The sequence below is a fragment of the Pseudomonas sp. AP19 genome (assembly GCF_001728855.1).
GTDB lineage: Bacteria > Pseudomonadota > Gammaproteobacteria > Pseudomonadales > Pseudomonadaceae > Aquipseudomonas > Aquipseudomonas fluorescens.
Window position 1 is genome coordinate 57,810 of the sequence record NZ_LXJP01000012.1, and the last position, 23,601, is coordinate 81,410.

General features: G+C 62.1%; 22 protein-coding genes. 8 read left to right on the top strand and 14 right to left on the bottom strand.

Features of this window, described 5'->3' with window-relative positions; translation table 11 throughout:
- Positions 1-37: 37 nt before the first annotated feature.
- Both A7D21_RS11440 and A7D21_RS11445 read right to left on the bottom strand, forming a co-directional pair.
- Positions 38-1,336, bottom strand: a complete 1,299-nt coding sequence (locus tag A7D21_RS11440) for a hypothetical protein (RefSeq protein ID WP_171902607.1) — start codon at positions 1,334-1,336, stop codon at positions 38-40.
- Entirely contained in the window at positions 1,329-2,936 is a 1,608-nt protein-coding gene (locus A7D21_RS11445) for an amino acid adenylation domain-containing protein (RefSeq protein WP_053256931.1), read from the bottom strand. The genes A7D21_RS11440 and A7D21_RS11445 overlap by 8 nt, the downstream gene beginning before the upstream one ends.
- 197 nt (positions 2,937-3,133) lie before the next feature.
- Between A7D21_RS11445 and A7D21_RS11450 the strand changes: the two genes are divergently transcribed.
- Together A7D21_RS11450 and A7D21_RS11455 are read left to right on the top strand one after the other, a co-directional pair.
- On the top strand, positions 3,134-3,640 hold the full coding sequence (locus A7D21_RS11450) for an RNA polymerase sigma factor (protein ID WP_053256932.1): 507 nt from the start codon (positions 3,134-3,136) through the stop codon (positions 3,638-3,640).
- A complete protein-coding gene (locus A7D21_RS11455; RefSeq protein WP_053256933.1) occupies positions 3,637-4,374 on the top strand; it encodes an anti-sigma factor in 738 nt (245 codons plus the stop codon). The genes A7D21_RS11450 and A7D21_RS11455 overlap by 4 nt, the downstream gene beginning before the upstream one ends.
- Here the strand turns inward: A7D21_RS11455 and A7D21_RS11460 are convergent.
- The 7 genes from A7D21_RS11460 to A7D21_RS11490 are packed head-to-tail and all read right to left on the bottom strand — an operon-like array spanning position 4,371 to position 10,708.
- Positions 4,371-5,360 carry a spore coat U domain-containing protein gene (locus tag A7D21_RS11460; protein WP_141718216.1) on the bottom strand — a complete coding sequence of 330 codons (990 nt, stop codon included), beginning with the start codon at positions 5,358-5,360 and terminating at the stop codon, positions 4,371-4,373. The two genes, A7D21_RS11455 and A7D21_RS11460, sit on opposite strands and share 4 nt — an antisense overlap.
- 16 nt (positions 5,361-5,376) lie before the next feature.
- Positions 5,377-7,770, bottom strand: coding sequence for a fimbria/pilus outer membrane usher protein (locus tag A7D21_RS11465; protein ID WP_069551739.1), 2,394 nt, complete (start codon positions 7,768-7,770; stop codon positions 5,377-5,379).
- Between the two features lie 42 nt (positions 7,771-7,812).
- Complete coding sequence (locus A7D21_RS11470) at positions 7,813-8,598, bottom strand: molecular chaperone (RefSeq protein WP_069551740.1); 786 nt, start codon at positions 8,596-8,598, stop codon at positions 7,813-7,815.
- A gap of 27 nt (positions 8,599-8,625) precedes the next feature.
- The gene (locus tag A7D21_RS11475) at positions 8,626-9,123 is read right to left on the bottom strand and encodes a spore coat U domain-containing protein (protein ID WP_053256936.1); all 498 of its coding nucleotides are present in this window, start codon (positions 9,121-9,123) and stop codon (positions 8,626-8,628) included.
- 5 nt (positions 9,124-9,128) lie between these two features.
- Entirely contained in the window at positions 9,129-9,662 is a 534-nt protein-coding gene (locus A7D21_RS11480) for a spore coat U domain-containing protein (protein ID WP_053257999.1), read from the bottom strand.
- 18 nt (positions 9,663-9,680) lie between these two features.
- Positions 9,681-10,223 (bottom strand): spore coat U domain-containing protein, encoded by a 543-nt coding sequence (locus tag A7D21_RS11485; protein ID WP_069551741.1) that lies wholly within the window; start codon positions 10,221-10,223, stop codon positions 9,681-9,683.
- Positions 10,217-10,708 carry a spore coat U domain-containing protein gene (locus tag A7D21_RS11490; RefSeq protein WP_169875363.1) on the bottom strand — a complete coding sequence of 164 codons (492 nt, stop codon included), beginning with the start codon at positions 10,706-10,708 and terminating at the stop codon, positions 10,217-10,219. Before A7D21_RS11490 ends, A7D21_RS11485 begins: the two co-directional genes overlap by 7 nt.
- 224 nt (positions 10,709-10,932) lie before the next feature.
- Between A7D21_RS11490 and zapE the strand changes: the two genes are divergently transcribed.
- Entirely contained in the window at positions 10,933-12,027 is a 1,095-nt protein-coding gene (zapE, locus tag A7D21_RS11495) for a cell division protein ZapE (RefSeq protein ID WP_069551743.1), read from the top strand.
- Positions 12,028-12,066: 39 nt separating this feature from the next.
- Complete coding sequence (locus tag A7D21_RS11500) at positions 12,067-13,371, top strand: leucine-rich repeat-containing protein kinase family protein (protein ID WP_069551766.1); 1,305 nt, start codon at positions 12,067-12,069, stop codon at positions 13,369-13,371.
- A 122-nt stretch (positions 13,372-13,493) separates the two neighbouring features.
- On the opposite strand, the gene A7D21_RS11505 is transcribed toward A7D21_RS11500, so the two are convergent.
- Both A7D21_RS11505 and A7D21_RS11510 read right to left on the bottom strand, forming a co-directional pair.
- Positions 13,494-14,201: a YebC/PmpR family DNA-binding transcriptional regulator gene (locus A7D21_RS11505; protein ID WP_015884705.1), complete on the bottom strand. Its 708-nt coding sequence runs from the start codon at positions 14,199-14,201 to the stop codon at positions 13,494-13,496.
- 110 nt (positions 14,202-14,311) lie between these two features.
- Complete coding sequence (locus A7D21_RS11510) at positions 14,312-15,625, bottom strand: MFS transporter (RefSeq protein WP_017136485.1); 1,314 nt, start codon at positions 15,623-15,625, stop codon at positions 14,312-14,314.
- Between the two features lie 255 nt (positions 15,626-15,880).
- Between A7D21_RS11510 and A7D21_RS11515 the strand changes: the two genes are divergently transcribed.
- Positions 15,881-16,753, top strand: a complete 873-nt coding sequence (locus A7D21_RS11515) for a LysR substrate-binding domain-containing protein (protein WP_017136484.1) — start codon at positions 15,881-15,883, stop codon at positions 16,751-16,753.
- 117 nt (positions 16,754-16,870) lie between these two features.
- Here A7D21_RS11515 and A7D21_RS11520 read toward each other — a convergent pair whose 3' ends face one another.
- The gene (locus tag A7D21_RS11520) at positions 16,871-17,728 is read right to left on the bottom strand and encodes a LysR substrate-binding domain-containing protein (RefSeq protein ID WP_017136483.1); all 858 of its coding nucleotides are present in this window, start codon (positions 17,726-17,728) and stop codon (positions 16,871-16,873) included.
- A gap of 114 nt (positions 17,729-17,842) precedes the next feature.
- Here A7D21_RS11520 and A7D21_RS11525 point away from each other — a divergent pair, with 114 nt between their 5' ends.
- The 3 genes from A7D21_RS11525 to A7D21_RS11535 all read left to right on the top strand — a co-directional run bounded on the left by A7D21_RS11525 (position 17,843) and on the right by A7D21_RS11535 (position 20,469).
- On the top strand, positions 17,843-18,952 hold the full coding sequence (locus A7D21_RS11525) for a 2-aminoethylphosphonate--pyruvate transaminase (RefSeq protein ID WP_069551744.1): 1,110 nt from the start codon (positions 17,843-17,845) through the stop codon (positions 18,950-18,952).
- Positions 18,953-18,981: 29 nt separating this feature from the next.
- Positions 18,982-19,809 (top strand): phosphonoacetaldehyde hydrolase, encoded by an 828-nt coding sequence (phnX, locus tag A7D21_RS11530; protein WP_053256942.1) that lies wholly within the window; start codon positions 18,982-18,984, stop codon positions 19,807-19,809.
- A gap of 114 nt (positions 19,810-19,923) precedes the next feature.
- Positions 19,924-20,469: a cytochrome b gene (locus tag A7D21_RS11535; protein WP_069551745.1), complete on the top strand. Its 546-nt coding sequence runs from the start codon at positions 19,924-19,926 to the stop codon at positions 20,467-20,469.
- Here the strand turns inward: A7D21_RS11535 and A7D21_RS11540 are convergent.
- Together A7D21_RS11540 and A7D21_RS11545 are read right to left on the bottom strand one after the other, a co-directional pair.
- A complete protein-coding gene (locus A7D21_RS11540; RefSeq protein WP_053256944.1) occupies positions 20,466-21,356 on the bottom strand; it encodes a 1-aminocyclopropane-1-carboxylate deaminase/D-cysteine desulfhydrase in 891 nt (296 codons plus the stop codon). The two genes, A7D21_RS11535 and A7D21_RS11540, sit on opposite strands and share 4 nt — an antisense overlap.
- 58 nt (positions 21,357-21,414) lie before the next feature.
- Complete coding sequence (locus A7D21_RS11545; RefSeq protein WP_069551746.1) at positions 21,415-23,454, bottom strand: NADPH-dependent 2,4-dienoyl-CoA reductase; 2,040 nt, start codon at positions 23,452-23,454, stop codon at positions 21,415-21,417.
- Positions 23,455-23,601: the final 147 nt, after the last annotated feature.

The following is a 23,601-nucleotide window of genomic DNA, read 5'->3' on the forward strand; positions in this document are numbered from 1 at the left end:
CCTCCTCTGATTGATGTTGTCACCCACTGACGCGACCTCAGGAATCCCAGATCGCGCCATAAGCGGGTATGCCTCGCGCTTCCATCTCGTGCACCACACGCTGAGTCAAGGCCTGGTTTGCAATACAGATCACGGCTTCTGCACCTACGGTTTGCACCGCGCCATAAGCCAGTTGCACCAAGTCCGGTTTACCGCGCTCGTCGGTGTCCCAGATCAACGCGCCGGGCTGGGCGCGCAGGATTTCGTCGACCAACTCATCGCCGTAGGTCTTCCTCGGGCTGCGGGTAGACCAGATCAACTGGATCGGCACCTGAGCTGCAAGCAAATGCGGCATGACCGGCCCGATGCCGCTCCCGGTGGCGATATACACCACTGACTTGAACAGGGTTTCCACATTGGCAACGCCAGCCGTAGTGATGCCCTTGACCCATACGTGGCTGGGCAAGTCCTCGATGAAACGCCCGGTCCAATCTCCGGCTCTGGAAATGATCAGGCGAAACCCCGCTTCGCCTGGCGCAGGAATATTCGCAAATGAGTGCCACTCCAGCAGTGGGTTTCGGCTGATCGCGGTGGATGAACCTGCGAAAGGCGTGGTGTGGCTGAAACGGGTAAGGACCGCATGCGTCGAAGGCCTCGTTTGTTTAATGGCCACCTTACGCAGACGCAACCAAGGCGACGCAATACTCAGCGTCAGCAGCACCAGCACCCAGAACGACCCACTGTGCGACAAGGGCGTCGAAGCTTCGCTGGACGCCAGTAACGTCAGCCCCCAGAACAGCAGCAGTGCGCCCCAACCGGCGAACCGATGGACCCGCTCGAAGCCATTGTGAAACCGGCCACGAATCCAGGGCAGCGCCATGACCACGATCAACATCAACAGGCCGAGCAGCACGCTGCTGAGCCACAACCAGGCTGACGAAACGCTGCCCGGCTGCTGCAGATGGCGCGCGACCTGAACACCGACCATGGCCGCAAACCAGCCGGTCGCCGCCACCGCTGCGCCACTGTGCAGCCCCCCAAAGTGGTAGACCTTGGCCGCGCTGCGCCGCACACGTAGCGGCCATGCGAGCGGAACGCGGGTCGCCAGCCAGAACAGTGCGTTGATCAGATATTGCTGGCGAATCAGAATGGCAACCGACAGGTTGATCAACACCATGCCCGAGAGCGTTTCAACTGTGATGGTGTGAACGTCGACAACCATCAGCACACACGCTGCGTTACCCAGCAGCACCACTGCCATCAGGCGGTTGTAGTAAGAAAACATTGGCAGTGACGTCCAGCGGCGCCATAACGCCGGCTTGGGCGGTACGACAGTACGGGTCAGCGCATCAATCATGAGCGGCCTCCTCAGTCGCGAGCGCCAACCTTGCCACGTGCCTCTCCCGAGCCCGTTGCAATAACACTGCCTTGTCGATTTTGCCCCTGGCGGTCAGTGGAAAATGCTCCATCGCGTAGATGGACGACGGCACACAGTAGTAGGCCAGGCGCTGCTGGCATTGGGCTCGGCAAGACTCGACGTCAGCACTGGCAGGCGAGACAAAAGCGACTAGATTGCGGCTGTCCAGTTTCAATGTGACAGCCCGTGTGCAGCCATCGCCAGCCTCCAGGGCCGTGGACACGGCATCCAATTCCACACGAAACCCGCGAACCTTTACCTGATCATCGACGCGCCCCAAGTGTTCAAGTTGCCCTTCGTCCGTCCAGCGCCCCAAGTCCCGTGTACGAAACATCATGGCATCACCGCCTATAAAGGGGTCCGGCCGGTAGCGCTCTTGGGTCAGTGCAGGATTGTTCAAGTAACCGGCCGTTACCCCTGCGCCGCCGGCCCACATTTCACCGGTTTCACCCAGCTCACACGCGCGGCCGTGTTCGTCGAGCACATACACGGTGTTATTCGGTGTCGGCTTGCCGATGGTCAATAGGGTGCCAGGCACATGCCGGTGCAAGGTATTGACGATGGTGGTTTCAGTGGGGCCGCAGCCGTTGTAGAACGTGCAGTGCTCGGCCCAATGCTCGGCAAGCGCCTGGGAGCAGGGCTCGCCCGCCACCGCAACAGTCTTGAGGTCAGGGCACTGTTCAGGGTCAAGGCTCGCCAATATCGAGGGTGTTGCGATTAACACGTGACACTGTGCAGCGGTTTGCGCAATGTCTTTACCACGAATCAACAAGGTCGCTCCATGCGCCAGACAACCGAGTATTTCCCAGGCCGCCATATCAAAACCGATATTGAGGATCTGCCCCACGTTGCACCCCGGTGCCATGCCCATCCGCCCCGGCTGCGTCAGCAGGATGTTGCACACATTGCGGTGACTGACACAGACGCCGTTGGGCCGTCCGGTCGTGCCAGAGGTGAACAGCACGAAACACAGGTCATCGGTGTCGGCAGCGGCGAACGCCTGACGGTTGTCCTCGGTGATCCAGGGTGTTTCGGCCAGAAACGTGTCCAGGCTCAGGCAGCGATGGGCCGAAGCGGCCGGTATGCAATCGGTCAGGTTCGACAGGGTCAGAATCACTGGGCTGGTCAACGACTCCAGCACCATGCTCAGTTGCAGCGTCGGTACGATTCTGACGTCTTGAGGAACATACGCGGCGCCGACCTTCAACACCGCCAAAAGCCCCACCAGCATGGGAATCGAACGCTCGACGAACAGTCCCACCGTATCGCCGCGTTTAACGCCCAGCTCAATCAAGTGCACCGCCAAGCGATTGGCTTGACGGTTGAGTTGTTCATAGCTGATACGCTGGCCCGCCCACACTGCAGCAATCGCTTGCGGTGACAGCGCCGCTTGAAACTCGATAGCGTGGTGCACACTGTCGTAGGCAGCCTTGGTCGACAGGCCGCAACCCCACTGCTCAAACACGACTTGCTGAGCGGCAGGCAAGTGAGCCAATGCAGTTCGGAAAAATAAACGTTTATCGGTCGGAGAACATGTCATGCATACACCCTCATCAGTTAACCGCCGAAGTTGTTCCCGGCGGTTACGACGATTGATTGAGGTGTGGGAGCTGTATTACAGCCCCTTCTGCATTGCAGATGATCCCTAGTTAGAACCTAAAAATTTCCCACAGCCATTGATGGAATAACTCACGCTGGCTGGCGTCTTCCTCTGCAAAACCGATCAGAATCGCAGCCATGCATGAACTCGACGAACAGTTACGTGAACTCATCCCCAGAATGCGGCGGTTTGCCGTGTCACTGACGCGTAACGCCAGCAGCGCCGACGATCTGGTGCAGTCGACCCTGGAACGGGCGATCATCAGTTGGGCCGATAAACGCCTCGAAGGCGACCTTCGCGCCTGGCTGTTCTCGATCCTCTACCGGCAGTTCCTCGATACCCACCGCCGCAGTCGGCGCTATGCACGCATGCTCGAATTCTTCACCGGCCGTGACGACGCGCAGCCCTCGGTGGAGCGCACCGTGATCGCCCAATCGACCCTGCAAGCCTTCGACCGACTCACCGCCGAACAACGCGCCCTGCTGCTGTGGGTGTCGGTCGAAGGCTTAAGCTACAAGGAAGTTGCCGATATTCTGAAGGTGCCTGTGGGCACCGTTATGTCGCGCCTGTCCCGGGCGCGCCAAGCCTTGCGTCAACTCAGCGATGGCGAAATTACCAGCCCTTCCCTGCGGATACTCAAATGATCAGCCTGCCCCCCAGCGAACGCGATTTGCATGCCTACGTCGACCACCAACTGTTGGAGAGCGACCGCCGCGTGCTTGAAACCTACCTGGCGGCCCATCCCGACGTCGCCGCTCAGGTACAGGCGTGGCAGCAGGATGCGCACTTGCTGCGTGCGTCACTGAGCGGTGCCTTGCAACAACCGGCCAACCCCGACCTGGACCCGGCACTGATTCGCCAACGGATCAAGCATCAGTCCCGTCGCCACTTCGCCACCGCCGCCGTGTTGCTGATCGCCGTCAGCCTCGGCGGCGTGGCGGGTTGGCATGCGCGCGAAGCCACTCAACCGCCGATGTTGCCGATGGCCGATGCCATGCAGGCTTACCGCCTGTTTGCCCAGGACGGCATCATGCCCGCCGACTACACGACGCAGGATGGCGGCAGCATGCAGGCTTGGCTGGACCGTTATTTCAACCAGGCGCATCGCCTGCCGGACTTGAGCCCGTCCGGTTTCAAACCGGTGAGCGGGCGCCTGCTCACCACGGACCAAGGCGCGGCAGCCATGGTGCTGTACGAAGACCCGACAGGTCGCCGTATCAGCTTCTATATCCGTCCGCCGGGCCCGGACAACGGTTTCCTGCCCCGTGGCAGCCGCAGCGCCGATGGTTTGCAAGCCGAGTACTGGTCCGGCGCCGGGTACAACTATGCGATGGTCAGCCCGGTGGATCAGCCCTCCACACCGATGTTGAAGTTCTAGAAACCCACGTCCAGGACCACGTTGTCGAGATAAGTGCCGCCCGGCGGGGTGGCCTGGTCGGTGTAGATTTTCGCGTTGTAGTTGAATACCTGGCTGCCGGTGCCCAAGCCGTTGCCCGGGTTGATCTCCGCCGAGGCGCTGGCTCGCCGCGCCGCGCCCACGCTACCCCAGCGGGTGGAGCCCGCCCCCTGGAAGATGTCATAGGCAAGCACATTACTGCCGGACACCATCTGCCGACGGCCGCCCACGCTGACCGGGTTCTGCCCATCACTGAGCCCGACGGTATACGCACTGCCCTTGGTGCAGGCAATACTGGCCTGCCCGGTGACTGTGGCGAAGGCACTGACCACCGGGGCACTGCCGAATGCGATCGGTGGAGTGGTGATCTGGCAGTCATTGACCACGGTCATGCTGACGTTCAGCGTGGTCGTGCCGCTGTTGATCTCGCGGCCCAGGCATACCCCGCCAATGCCAATGCCCGAGCAATAATTCCAGTTCCAGAAAATGCTCAGGGTCTCGCTGTACACACCCGCCGCCACGTTGCTGCCAAGCGTGGTGGCAAGGTACAGCGGCACTACTTTTGTGCCGGGCCCAAAGACCAGCCCCAGGGACGCGGCGATGCCGCCACTGCCGCCAAAATCGAACGCAGTACCACGTGTCATTGGAAACGACGGGGTGTTGTTGGCGTAGATCGTATAGTTGATGACATCTCCGGTCGGCCCGACCAGGCCACCCTGTGACGAACCGGTGATGGTCGCGTAGAAATGGTCGCTGGAAGTCAATACCGACAGCACCGCCGGGGTACAGCTCAAGCCGGCGTTGGTGGTTGAGCTGGGCTGGGAGGTGGTACGCACGGTCATCGAACTCACCGACGTGCCAAAGCTGGCGGGCACGGTGGCGACCACCGAGCACACCGCCTGCACCGGCATCGACACCCCCAGGCTTGATAACAGCAGCCACCCCAACAACCATTCCTTGACCCGCACACGCACACTCCTTATGTCATTGGCACACCAATGGCCCGATCAGCGGCACCTGCGCTTGCGTGGTATCCAGCTCGAATGTTGCCTGGCAGGTCTGGCCGTCACCGACGCTGACTTGCAATGTGTTATGGGCCGCCAGGTTTTCCAGGTACACCAGGCCGTCCCAGCCCACCACCGCCAGGGCACCGCTTTGCTCATGGCGTACCTGGCTGCCCAGGGGCAGTTCCTGATGCTGGGCATCGATCAGCGTGATGCTCGCTGCGAGCACCCGGCGCAGCGGGAACTCAAGCAAATAGCCGCTGCCCCGGCGCACGGCAACCCGTTGCTCCACATTCGGCACTTGTACGTTGGACGGCAGGTTCAACGGGTCGATCTCATATTTGGCGCGGTAGTAGGCGCTGGTCCACGGCACCAACAGGTGGCCGTGGCGGTCGGTTTCGCCGACCACCTGATTTTCGTAGCGCACCGGCACGCCCCCTACGCCATCCGTGCTCACCACCACAAACGCATCGTTGACGCGGTTGGCGGCGAACACTTGATTGTCCATCCATACCAGCGAGCCGGTAGCGTCTGCCCAGCGTGTTTGCGCATCGCTGCTGCCATACACGCCCGCCTGCAACTGCACCGACTGCAGGCGCCAGGTCAGGTCAGCCTGACGATAGGCCGGCCCATCGCCGCTGGCGTAACCCAGGTTGAAGCCCACGCCCCCCTCGACAGGCACCGCACGGCTGTAATTGACCCGCTGCTGGCTTTGCCCGGTTTTACTGCGCTCTGTGCCCAGGCTAAGACTGCCGTAGACGTCGAAGGGCACCACGACTTGCGCCTGCACCGCCCAACTGCTGTCACCGACTTCACGGTTGGCCGACAGGTAAACGCTGCTGTTGCGCCACAGCGACTTGCTCCAGGTCATGTTGACCAGGCGGGTGCGGGAATTGTCGGCGGCCTGCACATCAAAATAGCCCACGCCCAGGCTGCCGAAATCGTTGAGGTTAACGCTCAGAGTCGCCTGCTGGCTGCGCTTGCTGAGGCTGGCGTAGGGGGTGTCGATCAGGCTCAGGTCAGCATATTGATCGCGGCGCTCCACGCGCTGATACGACAGGCTGTAACGCGGGTTGCTGTAGTGGTAGCCCAGGCTCAATTGCTGCCCGGTGCGGCCGTCATACCGGCTTTGGCTGATAGCCGTGTTGAGCACGCCGAGATTGCCGACGCGCAGGTTGCCGCCCACACCGCCCAGGGTCAGGTCATTGGAGGCTTCGGCGTGGCTTTCCAGGGTAACCGTGTCCGACAGCCCGTAACGAAAGGTGCCGCTGGCCACGCCGGGGCCGTAGCCGAAATCGCGCAGGGTGTAATCGCGGCGCAGGTTACCGGCTGCCACTGAGAAGTCTGACAAGCCCTTTTGCAACAGGGTGCTGGTGACATAGAACGGCACCGTGGTCGAGACCTGTCGCCCCAGCGTATCTGTAGTGACTACCACTGCCTCCCCGGCGCCGTTGATAAACGGCACATTGGTGAGGGTGTAGGGGCCGGGCTGAAGATCGGCGCTGCTGGATTTATAACCGTTGATAAACAGGTCCACCGACGACGGTACGGCCGCCTCCCCGGCAAACTGCGGCAACGGGTAGGTGACCAGGTCCGGGCGCACCCCGAAGTCCCGCGACACTTGCACGCCGCCCAGGCGCACCGAGCTGCTCCACGGCAAGGCAGCGCTGATGACGTCGCCCGCTTCATAGGTCAACAAGCGCTCATCGTCGGAGAATCGCCAGGTGGTGTCATAGCGCCGATAGCCATTGTCCAGGCTGCTGCCGACGGTCTCCCGGCCAAGGGTGGTGCGGTACTGGCCGGTATTGGACAAGGTGCCCCAGGTATCGAACAGCCTGACTTCGTTGAAGATGCCGAGGTAGGTGCCCGCGTCATCCGTATCGTTGAGGTAAGCATCGTAGTTGAGCAACGCGCCAAAACTGGTGAGTGCCTGGGTACGCGGGTAATTGTCACGACTGCCGATAAACTGCTCCGGCAACCAGGCGGGTGGCACCGTGAGTATCAGCCGCTGGCCCTGGCTGTCGTAATCGGTGTGCAGGCCAGGCAGACGTTCCAGCGCCACTTCGACGGGGACCTCACCCGGCAGTTTCATGCCGACTTCCTGCAACACCGACGCCGGTAAAAACAGCTGCCCAGCGCGCTGATTGACGGCGACCACGCGGCCGGTGTCCCGCTGATTGACCACCAACTCCAGGAATAACTGTGCATCGGCAACAGCCTCCATACTGCTCGGCGGGGGCGGCAACGGCGCGGCCGCGCCCAGCGGCGCAAGCACCAGCCCGGACAAGCCACTGACCACCCACACCGATCGCCATAGACAACGAGCCCTATCGAGGCTCACCAAGGCTTTGTGTCCATCAATGGACATCTCCATCCGTTAACACAACGGGCTGATCCTTGCCCGACAAGCAGTGTTTTATCGCCCCGGCGCAAGGCTCTCCAATTGCGTTGCACCATTGACGCGTACCTGCAGCGGCTGATCGGCCGGCAGTCCAGCCGGTACTGGCCAGCGCATGGTCGCACCCGGCAGTACATACCCCATCAAGCCTTCCACCAGCGGACGAGGTTGGCCGCCCTGCTTGAATGTGGCATCGGTCAAGCGCGCGTGCACGGCACCCTGGTTGCGCATTTCGACGTAGTTGCGCCCGCCCACGGTGACTTTTTTCCAGCTCAAGTCCGGCTTGCCCGCGCTCTTGGGGTCACGGTCGCGTGTGCCGTCAACCTTGCTCCAAAGGCCGGGGCCATAAGAGAACAAGGGCACCGAATAACGCATTTGGAAACGGATCGCAGCGGCAGTCTTGCCATCCGCAGGCGCCGGTGGAGGCGTCGCCGAAGGGATCTCATCGATGATGATGCGATAGGCCAGCTCCTGGCCCGGTGGCACTTGTTTGGTACGGGTCAGGCGCACCAACTGCTTCTGGCCCGGTTCGATTTTCGCCACCGGCGGGCTGCCGATCACGTCGCGCTGGTTCTGGTACTGCTCATCGAAGCCGCTCTGGGACCAGGCAAACACGCGGATTTGCAGGTTGGCGGTTTCCGTGCCGCGATTTTCCAGCCACAGTGCGCTGGCCTGTTGAGCGGCCTCCAGCACCGGATCAATCGGCCAGATCAGCACCGAACTGGCCGCCTGGGCCTGCCCCGCCGCCACCCCCAACAACCCGCTCAAACCCGCTGCCCACCAGTGCCGGGACGCTGCATACATAGGTCTTACTCCTCATTGCCAATCGCTTTACCACGACAGTTGCACCTGCAATGTGTCGCTGTACGTCCCCCCAGGCTGATTACCCGGTAACTGCACTCGCCCATAAATTGGCAAGGTAATATTCGCGGCGTTGCTGTAAGCCACGCTGACGCTTTGGCTGATCCCAAGGCTCTGGCTGAAGGCCGCGTCGCGAAACAGCTGATAGCCAACCTGCGCACTGCCGCTATTGAGCTGCAGGCGGCGGCCGCTGTTGTTATGCAAACCGCCATCAACCGTCATATTCAGCGCAACCCCCGGGGTACATTGCAGGGTCACGCCACCGGTAAGCGCGACGGTCGCCGTGCTGGTTGCCAGTGCCGAATACGTGCCGAAGGCCAGGCTGCCGTAATTGGCGCCGCCGCCGACCACCAGGCAGCCGGGGGTGATGGTCGCGCTGACCTGGAACGACTGGCTCGTTACCGCCTGCAGCGACACCGGCATTCCCCAGCCGATGCACACCGCCAACGCCCACGCTGCACGGCTCATGGCTCTCAGAACGTCAGGGTCACGTTAACCGTGTCGGTGTAAGTACCCGCCGGCAGCCCCGCCTTGCCGTTGGCTTTGCCGTAAATATTCACGGCTTGAGCCACACCGGTACTGGGCGCCAGGTTGATCACCCCACCGATTGCCAGCAAATTCGAATGGCCACTGTCGGTATACAGATCGTAGGGCACGTAATTGGCGACGCCGTCATACAGTGCGCGCGCGCCGCCCGTGGACTTGCCGTCATTGGCGCCGGCAGACACCGTCAATGTCGGCGTGGTACCCGCCGAGCACAGAATCGACAACGCCCCGCCGCCTCCGCCCAACACCTGGCCGTCGGCTTCGGTGAACAGGCTATTGGCCGTACCGAAGTTCAAGTTACCGAAGCTCATCCCGCCGGTGGCCGCCGCGCCATTGACCTGGCAGCTGCTGGTCAGCACCAGGGTCGCGCTCACGGTGCCGGCCACGGTCGCCGCCTGCGCGCCCGACACCCACACCAGCGCTATCAATGGAAAAACGGCTTTCGATACGAGTGCATGCATGATCTTCATCCTCATGGTTTACCAATCCAGAGTCACCGTCAGGGTGTCTGTGTAGATGCCGGCCGGTAGGGCCCTGGTATTCGCCACCACCGAGCCGAATACCGGGATCGGTACTCGTGTGCCCTTGGCCACGACGAAATTGTGTTGCTGGCCGATGCTGTAGGCGAGGTGGCCTAGCGCGTCAGCGGACAGCCGATACGGAATGGTGTAGCGCCCGTTGCTCAGGCGTCGCGTGGTGCCGTCACCGTGGGCACCGCCGTCAATGGTCACCGTGAAGCTGCTGACCACCGAGGGGTTGCACGACACCGACACCGGGGCACTGGCGCCGTCAGTCACCCCGGCGCCCAATGGGTTGCTCCATGTCGGGCCCTGGCTACCGAAGTCGAGCAATGCACCGCCGCCCGAAGGGCTGACCGGTGCGCCCTCAACGCCTTTGCTTACTTGGCAACTGGCAGTGATCACCAGGCGTGCGTGGATCTGCCCGGTGACTGCCGCCTGGGCGTCGTCGGCCAGCAGCAACAGGCCGCCCATCGCCACGAGGGCCCAGCCCCGGCTTACCATGTGACCGTGACCTTGAGCAGGTCGGTGTAGCGACCGACGGCGGGGATGTCCTTGAGCGGTTCAATGCGCCCGTACAACGGCAGATCGACACTGCCGGAGTCCGGCACGCGACCGCTCAGGGGCTCATTCACGGGCAAGGGGATACGCCGCGCGGCGTCGGCGTAGAGTCGGTAAGCGATGGGTGGGGTGGAGGATGTGGCGGTGGTCAGGTAGCGCACTTCGCCCGTGCCGCCATGCAGGCCGCCATCCACGCGCACTTGGTAAGGTGTATCAGGGTTGCATTCCAGGCGCGGTTGGCGCTGGCTGATCAGCGCCGCACTGAGCGGGCCGGCCGCGTCGTCCAGACGCGGGCCGCTGCCGAAATCCAGTACGCCAAGTTGCTCGATGCCAGCACTGCGGGTGGTGCCCACCAGCTGACAACCGCGCTGCACTTCAATGCGCACCTCAACCTGAAGTTGCGCAGCGTGCAACGTGTTACAGAGCATGGCGCCCATTACTGCCAATACTGCTCGTCCCTTCACAGCCCCAATTCCTTATACAGGGGTGACAACTTTGTATGAGGTTAGCCATTTAACGATAAACCGCCAGTTCGGTCAGGTTTTGCCGCCATCCATGCCTTTTCGAGATAGCTGCCGGCGCCCTTCTCTATTGGTCAAATCACGCCGAGCGCCCTAAAGTGAGGGACCACAGAAATACAGAGTGAATCGCATTGGCTGTGCTTTCCTTGATTCAGCGTCTGCTCGGTAACAAAACGGCTACCCCGGACGCGTCCCCGATCGCGCGTTTTTTTCAGACGAAGGCCGAGCAACAGGGCTATACCCTCAGTGCCGGCCAAACCCGGGCAATCACTGCCCTCGCTCGCGAAACCCAGCACCTGCTCGCCGGGCGCCCCACCCGCAGCCTTTACTTGTATGGCCCGGTGGGGCGTGGCAAAAGCTGGCTGCTGGATGGCTTTTTCCAGGCACTGCCGATTGCCGAGAAGCAGCGTGTGCACTTCCACACTTTTTTTGCCCGCCTGCACCGGGGCATGTTCAAGCACCGTGAGCATGACGACGCCCTGGCCGCCACCCTGAATGAGCTGCTGGCGGGTTGCCGGGTGTTGTGTTTCGACGAATTCCACGTCCACGACATCGGCGATGCCATGCTCATCAGCCGGTTGTTCAAAGCGTTGTTCCAGCGCGGCGTGCTGGTGCTGGTGACCTCCAACTATGCGCCCGAAGGGTTGCTGCCCAACCCGCTGTACCACGAGCGGTTCAAGCCGGTGATTGACCTGATCGCCGCGCGTATGGCGGTGTTGGAGGTCAGCTCGCCCGAGGACTTTCGCAGCTTGCCCCAGGCCCATGCCGAACAGCGCTTTACCGGCGGCCAATATGTATGGCCGGGTACCACCGACCAGCGTGAAGCGCTCGGGTTGCCCGCCACACAAGGCCCGGCACACGCCCTGACGGTCGGCAACCGCCAGCTGGTTTGCCGCGGCCATCAGGCGCGCACCATCGTGTTCACCTTCAATGACCTGTGCGAACAGCTCACAGCCGTCATGGATTACCTGCTGCTATGCGTGGACTTCGACCACTGGGTGATCGATGGCCTGCCGCCACTGGCCGAGTGTCCCATTGCTGTGCAGCAGCGTTTTATCAACCTGATAGACGTGCTCTACGACCAGGACAAACGCCTGACCCTGATCGGCCAACAGCCGTTGACCGCGTCTCTGGAAGGCCAGGCCATCGACCTCGCCCGCACTGCCAGCCGCCTGAACCAATTGCAAACCGTCTGCCCGCAACGTGCGCCCGACCCGGTATCATGAGCGCCTTTTACCGCCTATTGCCGAGTGACCGCGCCGTTCATGAATACCCTCGACCAACTCAAGACTGGCCAATTGGCCGGTACCAAGCGTCTGGACCTGTCCTGCGGGCTGACCGAATTCCCGCAAGAGATCTTCGAGCTGGCCGACACCCTGGAAATCCTCAACCTCACGGGTAACGCCCTGAGCAGCCTGCCGGACGACCTGCATCGCCTGTCGCACTTGCGGGTGCTGTTCTGTTCGGACAATGCGTTTACCGCGCTGCCCGAATGCCTGGGCCAGTGCGCCCAGTTAAGCATGATCGGCTTCAAGGCCAACCAGATCCGCCATGTACCCGCCGCCGCACTGCCGCCGCAGCTACGCTGGCTGATCCTCACCGACAACTGCATCAGCCAACTGCCCAGCGAATTGGGCGAGCGGCCGTTGCTGCAGAAACTGATGCTGGCCGGCAACCATCTGGCGCACCTGCCGGAGAGCCTGGCCAACTGCAAAAACCTGGAGCTGATCCGCATCGCCTCCAACCGTCTGACCCAACTGCCGGAATGGCTGCTGACGCTGCCGAGCCTGACGTGGCTGGCCTATGCCGGTAACCCGGTGGAAATGGCCGTGGACGTGGCCGCTGATGACGTGACGCCGAACATTCCCTGGTCAGAACTGGACCTGGGCGAAGTGCTCGGCGAAGGCGCCTCGGGGATCATTCGTAAAGCGCGGTGGGCAGCAGCGGCCAAGCCTGTGGCCGTCAAACTGTACAAAGGCACGATCACCAGCGACGGTTCACCGCTGCATGAAATGCAGGCGTGCATCGCCGCCGGTTTACACCCCAACCTGATCAAGGTAGAAGGCCGCATCAACGGTCATCCCGATGACCAAGCCGCACTGGTCATGGACCTGATCGATCCGAGCTACCGCAACCTGGCGGCATTGCCGAGCCTGGCGTCCTGCACGCGCGATATCTACGCGCCGGACACGCGTTTCAGCGTTGAAGTGGCGTTGCGCATGGCACGCGGCATTGCCTCGGTGGCAGCCCACTTACACCGGCACGGCATCACCCACGGCGATTTGTACGGCCACAATATTTTGTGGAATGCGGCAGGCGATTGCTTGCTCGGGGACTTCGGCGCGGCGTCGTTCCATGCCACGGCGGACACCTTGGAAACCCGGGCATTGCAGCGCATCGAAGTGCGCGCGTTTGGGGTGTTGCTGGGGGAATTGCTGGAGCGGGTCGACACCGCGTTCAACGACGAGGCACTGCTAGACCTGCAGAAACGATGCTGCCAGCCGGATGTGTTGGCGCGACCGGGCTTCGAAGAGATCGAATCGCTGCTGAGCGCTCAGCCACACCGCTAAACCAATGTGGCAGCGGGCTTGCTCGCGAATGCGGCGTGTCAGTCAGCTGATCTGGCGACTGACACACTGCATTCGCGAGCAAGCCCGCTCCCACATTTTTACTGCATATATTCAGCTACAAATCAGCCGGCCAGACCGACGAACATATCCTGCACGTCATCGTGGTTGTCCAGGCCTTCCAGGAAGGCTTCGACTTCGGCCATCTGCTCATCGCTCAAGCCGCTCACCGGGTTCTTCGAGATATAGCCCAGCTTGGCCGACAGCACGGTGAAACCCTGCTCCGGCAGCGCTTTTTGCACGGCATCGAGGTCGGTGGTTTCGGTGATGAACAAGGTGGTGCCTTCTTCTTCGCCGTCTTCAAAATCCTGTGCGCCGGCTTCAATGGCGGCCATTTCCGGGTCGGCGTCCGGGCTGTCCGGCGAGGCTTCGATCAGGCCGACGTGGTTGAAGTCCCACGCCACGGAACCGGAAGCGCCCAGTTGGCCCTTACGGAAGGCCACGCGGATTTCTGCCACGGTACGGTTGATGTTGTCGGTCACGCATTCAACGATCAGCGGCACCTGGTGCGGGGCAAAACCTTCGTAGGTCACGCGGTGGTACTGCACGGTTTCGCCGAGCAGACCGGCGCCCTTCTTGATCGCGCGTTCCAGGGTTTCCTTGGGCATCGAGGCCTTTTTGGCCTGTTCTACCACCAAACGCAGGTGGGCGTTGGTCGCGGTGTCGGCGCCGTTGCGGGCGGCGATGGTGATTTCTTTCACCAGCTTGCCGAAGATCTTGCCCTTGGCATTGGATGCCGCTTCTTTATGTTTGACTTTCCACTGTGCGCCCATGACTCACTCTCTTTTCGTCCATCGCGCCGAAACGTCTACTGGCCGGCGCTTTGGGGGCAGAGTTTATAGCGCAAAAACACTCTAATCCACCAAAAAACCGGCCAAGTGCCTCAGGTACGCAAGGGTTTGATCGTGACGTTGCGGTCGGGCACAAAGTCGCCAACCTGCGCCAGCGCGGCGGGCCTGGCGTTCCAGTAAGGCATCAGCACCAGTGAAGAAAACAACGCCGCGCCGGCAAATACGATAAACACCGTGACCGTATCGAAGTAGCCCGGCAGCAGGCCGCCAAGGATCGCCCCCACCGAACCGCAACCGTTCACAAAGCCTGCGGCCGTGGCGCCGGCCTTGGCGGTGCCGAAGTCGATGGCCGCCGTGCTGCTGATCATCGAGTCAGGCCCATACAGCGTCAGGCCCATCACAAACAGCAGGGCCATCACCAGCATCACGCTACCGGTGTGCAGCGCGCCCATGAACAACGCCAGGGCCACGGTCAGCGCCAGCAGGCTGAGCACACAGGCCGGCATGCGCCGGGCGCCGAAGAGTTTGTCGGACGCCAGCCCGATCATGATCGGCCCCAGCAACCCGGCCAACTCGAACGCCGTGGGCACGATGGCCGCACCCACCTTGCCCACCGAGGGCATTTGCTCATAAACGATCACCGGCCCCCACAACAGGATCGCGTAACGCGCCGGTTTCAACAGAAAGTACGCCAGGCCCAAGACCAGCACCGTACGGTTACGCAGGATCGCGCGCAGCGGTTCCAGCACGCTGACTCGCTGTGTGTCGGCCGCCACGACCGGCTCCGGCTCAACAGCCGGCAAGCCGACATCCTGCGGTGTATTGCGCTGGAAGATAAAGAACAGCACAGCCACCACCGCCACCACCGCCGCGCTGGAAATAAACGCCGCATGCCACGTGCCGATCAGCGTGTAAGCCCACCAGCCGGCAAAGGGCGATGCCACCAGGCCACCAAAGGCGTAGCACGAACTCCACAACCCCAACACACGCCCGCGTTGCTGCGCCGGGAAGAAACTGCCGAGGTTTTTGCACAGCCCCGACCAGCCGGTGGACTGCGCCAGCCCCTGGATCAACATGCAACTGATAAAAATCGGCAAGGTGGCAAAGGTGCCCATCACCAACGCCGCTGCGGCAGAAATCAACAATCCGCCCAGCACCACCACCCGTGGCCCGAAGCGGTCCGCCAGCATGCCCCAGGTGAATTGCCCCACGGCATAGGCCGCCAGGTACAGGCCATCAAGGTTGGCCATCATCATTTTGTCGAGGGGGAAACTGGGGTCATCGACGATGCCCAGCTTGGCCACCGAAAACGCTTTGCGAGTGAAATAGAACGCGGCGTACGCCAGCCAGGTGATGGCGAAAATCTGCACGCGCCAACGCTTGATGCTACCCGTTTGGATATTCATTGTGGTTCTGACCTCAGGTGAGTGTGCCGGCAGGATCTAGAAGCAAATGCCTGTTGTTTTTATGGTTGAGCACTGCAATGCCAAGCCCTGGAGGGCGCGGCATTGGTCAGATGGGTCCGGTTTGCCAGAACCCATGGCCGCCGCGGTTGTAGGACTCAGCCGTCGGCGGTTGGCGTATCAAAGCAATGGCTGACTAATAGGTAAAATCGATTTATCGTATTTCACCTATAAGCTCAGCTTGTAAGAGGATCTGCGATGTCGGTTTCCCACGCCCAGCTCAAAGCCTTCCACGCCGTGGCCGTACACGGCAGTTTCACTCAGGCCGCTGAACGCCTGTTCCTGACGCAACCGGCGATTTCCGACCAGGTGCGCAAGCTCGAAGAACGCTTCGGCGTGCTGCTGTTTCACCGCAACAAACGCGCCGTGCGCCTCACCGACCTGGGCGAGCGTCTGCTCGGCATCACCCAGCGCCTGTTTGTGATCGAGGCCGAAGCCGAAGAACTGTTGCAAGACTCCCGCGCCCTGCTCACCGGCACCCTCACCCTGGCCGTGGACGCGCCCGTGCACGTGTTGCCGCAGATCGCACGCTTCTGCCAGTTGTATCCGGGGATCAGCGTGAAGATCGAAACCGGCAACACGGATGAATCGCTGTTTCGCCTGTACAACTACCAGGCCGACCTGGCCCTGCTGGGGCGCGATGTCGACGATGAACGCCTGCTGTCGTTGCCGCTGCCCGATGAGCAGCTACTCGCCTTTGTCGCGCGCAACCACCCGTGGGCCGGGCGTGAATCCATCTGCCTCGCCGACCTGGATGACACGCCGCTGGTACTGCGGGAAATCGGCTCGGTCACCCGTCAGACCCTGGAGCAGGAAATGCGTCAGGCCGGGCTGCGCATCCGCCCGGCGATCCAGGTGGAAGGCCGCGAAGCCGCGCGGGAGGCGGTGGTGGTGGGGATTGGTGTGGGCGTGGTGTCGGCAGCGGAACTCGGCGCCGACTCGCGGGTGTATGCCCTGCCGATCCGCGATTGCAGCCAGCGCATGAAGGAAACGCTGGTGTGCCTCAAGGAGCAGAGTTCGAGGCGGGTGGTGGCGACGTTTCTCGATATTGTGCGGGACAGTTTGCGCTGAGTTTTAGGGCCTCATCGCGGGCAAGCCCGGCTCCCACAGTTGACCGAGTAGTACCTGAGTAACCGGACCAATGTGGGAGCCGGGCTTGCCCGCGATGGCCTCAACTCGGTCTTCAACTCAAGACGCCAACTCAAAGAACGCCTGAATCAGCCGCAACGAGCGGCGCCGCTCCATACAGCCGAGCATATGCCGGTTCAACAACCCATCGCCCTGAATCGTCACGGCCTGCACACGCGGGTCCTGGCTGACTTCCATTGACGACACCACGCCCACGCCCAACTCGGCCGCCACGGCTTCGGTCACCGCCTCGCGGCTGTCCAGTTCCAGCAGCACCTTGGGCTGCACACCCGCAGCTCCACACGCATCATCGAAGGTTCGCCGCGTGATGGAGCTGGGCTCGCGCAATACCATGATCACCTCGTTGAGCTGCTCCAGGCGAATGCCCTTGGGCAGTGCCGCCCACGGGTGGCTGGCCGGGACAAGCGCGCAAATCCGCGACTCACTCAACGGCTGCAGGTGCAGGCCATTGCGCGGTTCCACCTCCGTCAGCACCGCCACATCCGCATGCTCGGAGAGCAGCGCCGCCAGGGTTTCCTGGGCATTGCCCAGACGCAGGTTCACGGTGATGCCGGGGTAACGGGCACGCAGGCTGGCGATCATCGGCATCACCAGATGCGGGCCGTCCGCGGCCACTTCCAGGCGTCCGCTGAGCAACTGCCGATTGGCTTCGAGCAACGCCTGCGCTTCATCCACCAGGCCGAAAATTGCCCGAGTGATCGCGGCCAGACGCGTGCCCTCCTCGGTCAATTCCACCCGCCGGGCGGTACGGCGCAACAGCGCGATCTGGTAGTGCTCTTCCAGGGCCTTGATGTGCCCGGTCACCGCCGGCTGGCTGATGAACAGCCGTGCGGCGGCACGGGTAAAGCTGCCCTCGCGGGCCACGGCATCGAATGCACGCAGTTGAAACAAATTCATAGGTATCGGCCTCACTGATAGCTCGCATAACAACAAACAATTTGATTGATAACAAGCCAAACTGCAATTTAGGCGCCGTAGCTTCACCCCCCAATGACCTTGCGAGGACTTGAGATGAGCACTGCCGCGCCGATCCTGCTAACCCCTGGCCCCTTGACGACTTCGAACCGCACCCGTCAGGCAATGATGGTGGATTGGGGGTCATGGGATGACCGCTTCAACCAACTGACCGCCAGCGTCTGCACACAATTGCTGGCGATCCTGCACGCCACCGACAGCCACCACTGCGTGCCCCTGCAAGGCAGCGGCACCTTTGCCGTCGAAGCGGCCATTGGCACCCTCGTGCCGCGCAACGGCAAGGTACTGGTGCTGATCAACGGCGCCTACGGCAAGCGCCTGGCGAAGATCTGCGAAGTGCTCGGCCGCGACTTCAGCACCTTCGAAACCGCTGAAGACGAACCCACTACCGCCGCCGACGTCGACCGCCTGCTGCACGCCGACCCGGCGATCACTCACGTCGCGTTGATCCACTGCGAAACCAGCACCGGCATTCTCAACCCGCTGCCGGACATCGCGCAGGTGGTTAAACAGCACGATAAACGCCTGATCATCGACGCCATGAGTTCCTTCGGCGCTCTGGCGATCGACGCCCGCGAAGTGCCGTTTGACGCGCTGATCGCCGCCTCGGGCAAGTGCCTGGAAGGCGTGCCGGGCATGGGCTTTGTCTTCGCCGACAAACAGGCACTGGCGGGCGCCCAAGGCAACTGCCATTCCCTGGCAATGGACTTGTTCGACCAGCACAACTACATGGCCAAGACCGGCCAATGGCGCTTCACCCCGCCGACCCACGTGGTCGCCGCGCTGCACGAAGCCTTGCTGCAATACCAGGAAGAAGGCGGCCTGCCCGCACGCCATCAACGCTATGCCGACAACTGCCAGGCACTGCTCGACGGCATGGCCGCAATCGGCCTGCGCAGCTTCCTGCCAGCCGCCATCCAGGCGCCGATCATCGTCACCTTCCATGCGCCAAAAGACCCGCGCTACCAGTTCAAGGACTTCTACGAGCGGGTCAAGGCCAAGGGTTTCATTCTCTACCCCGGCAAATTGACCCAAGTGGAAACCTTCCGCGTCGGCTGCATTGGCCACGTTGACGCGCAGGGCATGCAGGCGGCGGTCGAGGCGATCGGCCAGGTGCTGCAAGAAATGGAAGTGCTGGACATCTGATTGCCCCCATTACCCACAGGATTTGAACCATGAACTATCAAAACCCCAACACCCTCCAGGCCGTGATCCTCGACTGGGCCGGCACCGTGGTCGACTTCGGCTCTTTCGCGCCCACGCAGATCTTTGTCGAGGCGTTTGCCGAGTTCGACGTGCAAGTCTCCATCGAAGAAGCCCGTGGCCCGATGGGCATGGGCAAGTGGGACCATATCCGCACGCTCTGCGACCAACCGCAGGTCGCCGAACGCTACCGCAAAGCCTTTGGCCGCACGCCGACCGATGACGATGTGACCTCGATCTACCAGCGTTTCATGCCCTTGCAGATCGAGAAAATCGCCGAGCACTCGGCCTTGATCCCCGGTGCCCTCGACACCATCGCCCGCCTGCGTGTGCAAGGCATCAAGATCGGCTCCTGCTCCGGCTACCCCAAACAGGTGATGGACAAGGTGGTCGCCCTGGCCGCCACCAACGGCTACATCGCCGACCACGTGGTCGCCACCGACGAAGTGCCCAACGGCCGCCCGTGGCCCGCCCAGGCACTGGCCAACGTGATCGCGCTGGGCATTGACGATGTGGCAGCGTGCGTGAAGGTCGACGATACCGTACCGGGCATCCTCGAAGGCCGTCGCGCCGGCATGTGGACCGTGGCACTGACCTGCTCCGGCAATGCGCTGGGCCTGACCTACGAGCAATTTCGTGACCTGGACGCCGCCGCCCTGGCCAGCGAGCGCACACGCATCGAGAAGTTGTTCGAGGGTTCGCGACCGCACTACCTGATCGACACCATCAACGACCTGCCTGCGGTGATCACCGATATCAACCAGCGCCTGGCGCGCGGTGAAATGCCGCAAAGCCACTGATAGAGGTCAATACAACGGCATTCGCACCGGGCAAACCCGCTAAAACAGGCTTACAGTAATAGAACTCCGTCGCTAAAGAACGGAGGTTTGCCCTGATGAGTGAGGAAGAAAGCGATGCCGTGGAAAAATTCCCATACGCGCTACAGCACCATGTCGATTGCACTGCACTGGTTGATGGTGGTGCTGCTGGCGGTGGTTTACGCCTGCATTGAGTTTCGCGGGGTCTTTCCCAAAGGCAGTGGCGGGCGGGCTCTGATTGTAGAAATGCACTACATGTTCGGCCTGACCGTGTTTGTGCTGGTATGGCTGCGCCTGTTTGCACGTACCTTGGGCGTTGCACCGAAGATCGTGCCGGCACCGCCGCAATGGCAATCGGCACTGGCGACACTGATGCATCTGGCGCTGTACCTGTTCATGATCGGCATGCCGATTTTCGGCTGGCTGATCGTCAGTGCCCAAGGCCATTCCGTGATGTTCTACGGGATCGAGTTGCCGCCCTTGATTGGCGAAAACAAAGACCTGTCCAAGCAGATCAAGGAATGGCACGAGCTGGGCGGCACCGTCGGTTATTGGCTGATCGGCCTGCATGCCGTGGCCGGCCTGTATCACCATTACTTCATGCGCGATAACACCGTGTTACGCATGATGCCTAAGCGCTAGCTCTGCAGGCTCCGGCGGCCTTGCAGGCCGCCGGTGTGCACGAAGATCACGCGAGTGCCGGGGGCGAAGCGTCCGGCCTCGATCTGTTGCTTCAACGCCAGCAAGGCCTTGCCAGTATAAAGCGGCTCTAATGGTAGGCCGCATGCCTGTTCCGTGGCCTGGATAAAATTGAGTAATAACGGGTCGACCTTGGCGAAGCCACCGCGGCTCGCGTCCAGCAGTTCATAGCCGTGCTGCACAATCGCCTGCACGTTCTGCGCAACCCCGTGATCATCCGGCACCGCCAAGGCGCCGAATACCGGATGCACACCCGCCTCTGCCAGCGCCAGCCCGGCCAGTGTGGTGCCGGTGCCCGCCGCCAACCACCACGCGTGGTAATCAGCCCAACCAAGCGCGTTCAGTTGCGCGCGCGCCTGCTCAAGCAACACCCCGCACCCCCTTGCACCGGCGGTTCCGCCGCCGCCCTCGGGCACGGGATAGAGGTGCGGATACTGTTCGCGCCATGGCCGCCAGAAACCGGCGTCGTGACGCGCGCGATAACCGCCATACCCCAGCCAATGCAGCTGCATGCCGAAGGCTTTCAGATCAAGGATGGTGGGCGTGTCTTGAGGATGGCCGCGCAACAGGCCGACGGTGGGGAAATCAAACCGCTTGCCGGCCGCCGCCAGCGCGTGCAGATGGTTGGAGTGCGCGCCGCCGAGGCTGATGATCCCATCGGCCCCGGCCTGTTGCGCGTCGGCCAGGTGCTGGGTGAGCTTGAACCACTTGTTGCCGCTGATCAGTGGGTCGATGCGGTCCAGCCGTAGCACGGCCAACTCGACCCCGTTCAGCCAATCCAGCGGCAAGGGTTCAAGTGGAGCACGGGGAAGCCAGTCGAAAGGACCCATCGGAAAGCATCTGCATAAAAACCGGGGCGGTAGTCTACCACCGCCCCGTTTGGCCGCCTTATAGCTCGGCAGCCAGACGCGAGCCCTGGTTGATGGCGCGCTTGGCATCCAGCTCGGCGGCCACATCGGCGCCGCCGATCAGGTGCACGTTCTGGCCCGCGGCGACCAGGCCATCGTGCAGTTCGCGCAACGGATCCTGCCCGGCGCAGATGACGATAGTGTCCACCGCCAACACCTGAGGTTCACCCTCGGCGCCGATGCGGACATGCAAGCCCTCGTCATCGATCTTCAAGTATTCGACGCTGTTGAGCATCTGCACCCGCTTGTTCTTCAAGCCCGTGCGGTGGATCCAGCCGGTGGTTTTACCCAGGCCATCGCCGACCTTGGAGCGCTTGCGCTGCAGCAGGAACACTTCGCGCGCCGGTGCATGGGGCTGCGGCTGGATGCCTGCCACGCCACCACGGGCTTGCAGTTGGGTGTCGATGCCCCACTCTTTCCAGAACGCCTCGCGGTCCAGGCTGGTGGAGACGCCTTCATGCACCAGAAACTCGCAGACGTCGAAACCGATACCGCCGGCGCCAATCACCGCCACGCGCTTACCCACCGGTTTGCGCGCCAGGATCACGTCGAGGTAGCTCAACACCTTGGCGTTATCGACCCCCGGGATGGCCGGCGTGCGCGGCGCAATACCGGTGGCCAGAATAATTTCGTCATAGCCGCCCGCCGCCAGTTGCGCGACATCCACACGGGTGTTGAGGCACAGCTCGACATGGGTGGTCTGCAACTTGCGCTTGAAGTAGCGCAGGGTTTCAAAAAACTCTTCCTTACCGGGCACCCGCTTGGCGATATTGAACTGGCCGCCGATCTCGCTGGCGGAATCGAACAGCGTCACTTGATGACCGCGCTCAGCCGCCACGGTGGCCGCCGCCAGGCCGGCAGGACCGGCACCGACCACAGCGATCTTCTTGATCTGTTTCACCGGCAGGTAGTTGAGTTCGGTCTCGTAGCACGCGCGCGGGTTGACCAGGCAGGTGGTCAACTTGCCACCAAACGTATGGTCCAGGCAGGCCTGGTTGCAGCCGATACAGGTGTTGATTTCATCCCCACGGCCGGCAGCGGCCTTGTTGACGAACTCCGGGTCGGCCAGGAACGGCCGCGCCATCGACACCATATCGGCATCGCCCTCGGCGAGGATCTGCTCGGCGATTTCCGGGGTGTTGATGCGGTTGGTGGTGATCAGCGGAATCTTCACCGAGCCGCGCAGCTTGGCGGTGACTTTACTGAACGCGCCACGCGGCACTTTAGTGGCAATGGTCGGGATACGCGCTTCGTGCCAGCCGATACCGGTGTTGATCAGCGTCGCGCCGGCCTGTTCGATGGCCTTGGCCAATTGCACGATCTCTTCCCAAGTGCTGCCGCCTTCCACCAGGTCGAGCATCGACAGGCGGAAGATAATGATGAAGTTCGGGCCGACGGCTTCGCGCACGCGACGCACAATGTCCACCGCCAGGCGCATGCGGTTTTCGTAGCTGCCGCCCCAACGGTCGGTGCGATGATTGGTGTGAGCGGCGAGGAACTGGTTAATGAAGTAGCCTTCGGAACCCATGATTTCCACGCCGTCATACTCGGCGACCTGGGCCAGCAGCGAGCAGGTGACAAAATCCTGGATCTGCTTCTCGATGCCTTCCTCGTCCAGCTCCTTGGGTTTGAATGGGTTGATCGGCGCTTGAATCGCGCTGGGTGCGACCTGCTTGGGGCTGTAGGCATAACGGCCGGCGTGGAGGATCTGCATGCAGATCTTGCCGCCAGCCTCGTGCACCGCCTGGGTCACGATCTTGTGCTTTTGTGCTTCTTCGTCGGTGGTCAGTTTGGCTGCACCGGCGTACACGCCACCTTCATCGTTCGGGCCGATACCGCCGGTGACCATCAGGCCGACGCCGCCACGGGCGCGCTCGGCAAAATAGGCGGCCATGCGTTCGAAACCACCGGGTTTTTCTTCCAGGCCAGTGTGCATCGAACCCATCAGGGTGCGGTTGCGCAAGGTGGTAAAACCCAGGTCCAACGGGGCCAGCAGGTGCGGGTAGGCAGCAGCGGTCATGGTACAGCTCCACAACGGATCATCACGGGACGTGACGCGCTCGAACGGCGCGCCATCGGTTTATGTCCCACAGACTAAGAGGCGACGGACGAGCGCTCAATGACTGAAACTGACAAGTTATTGATCCAAATGTACAGCGCCCCTTGG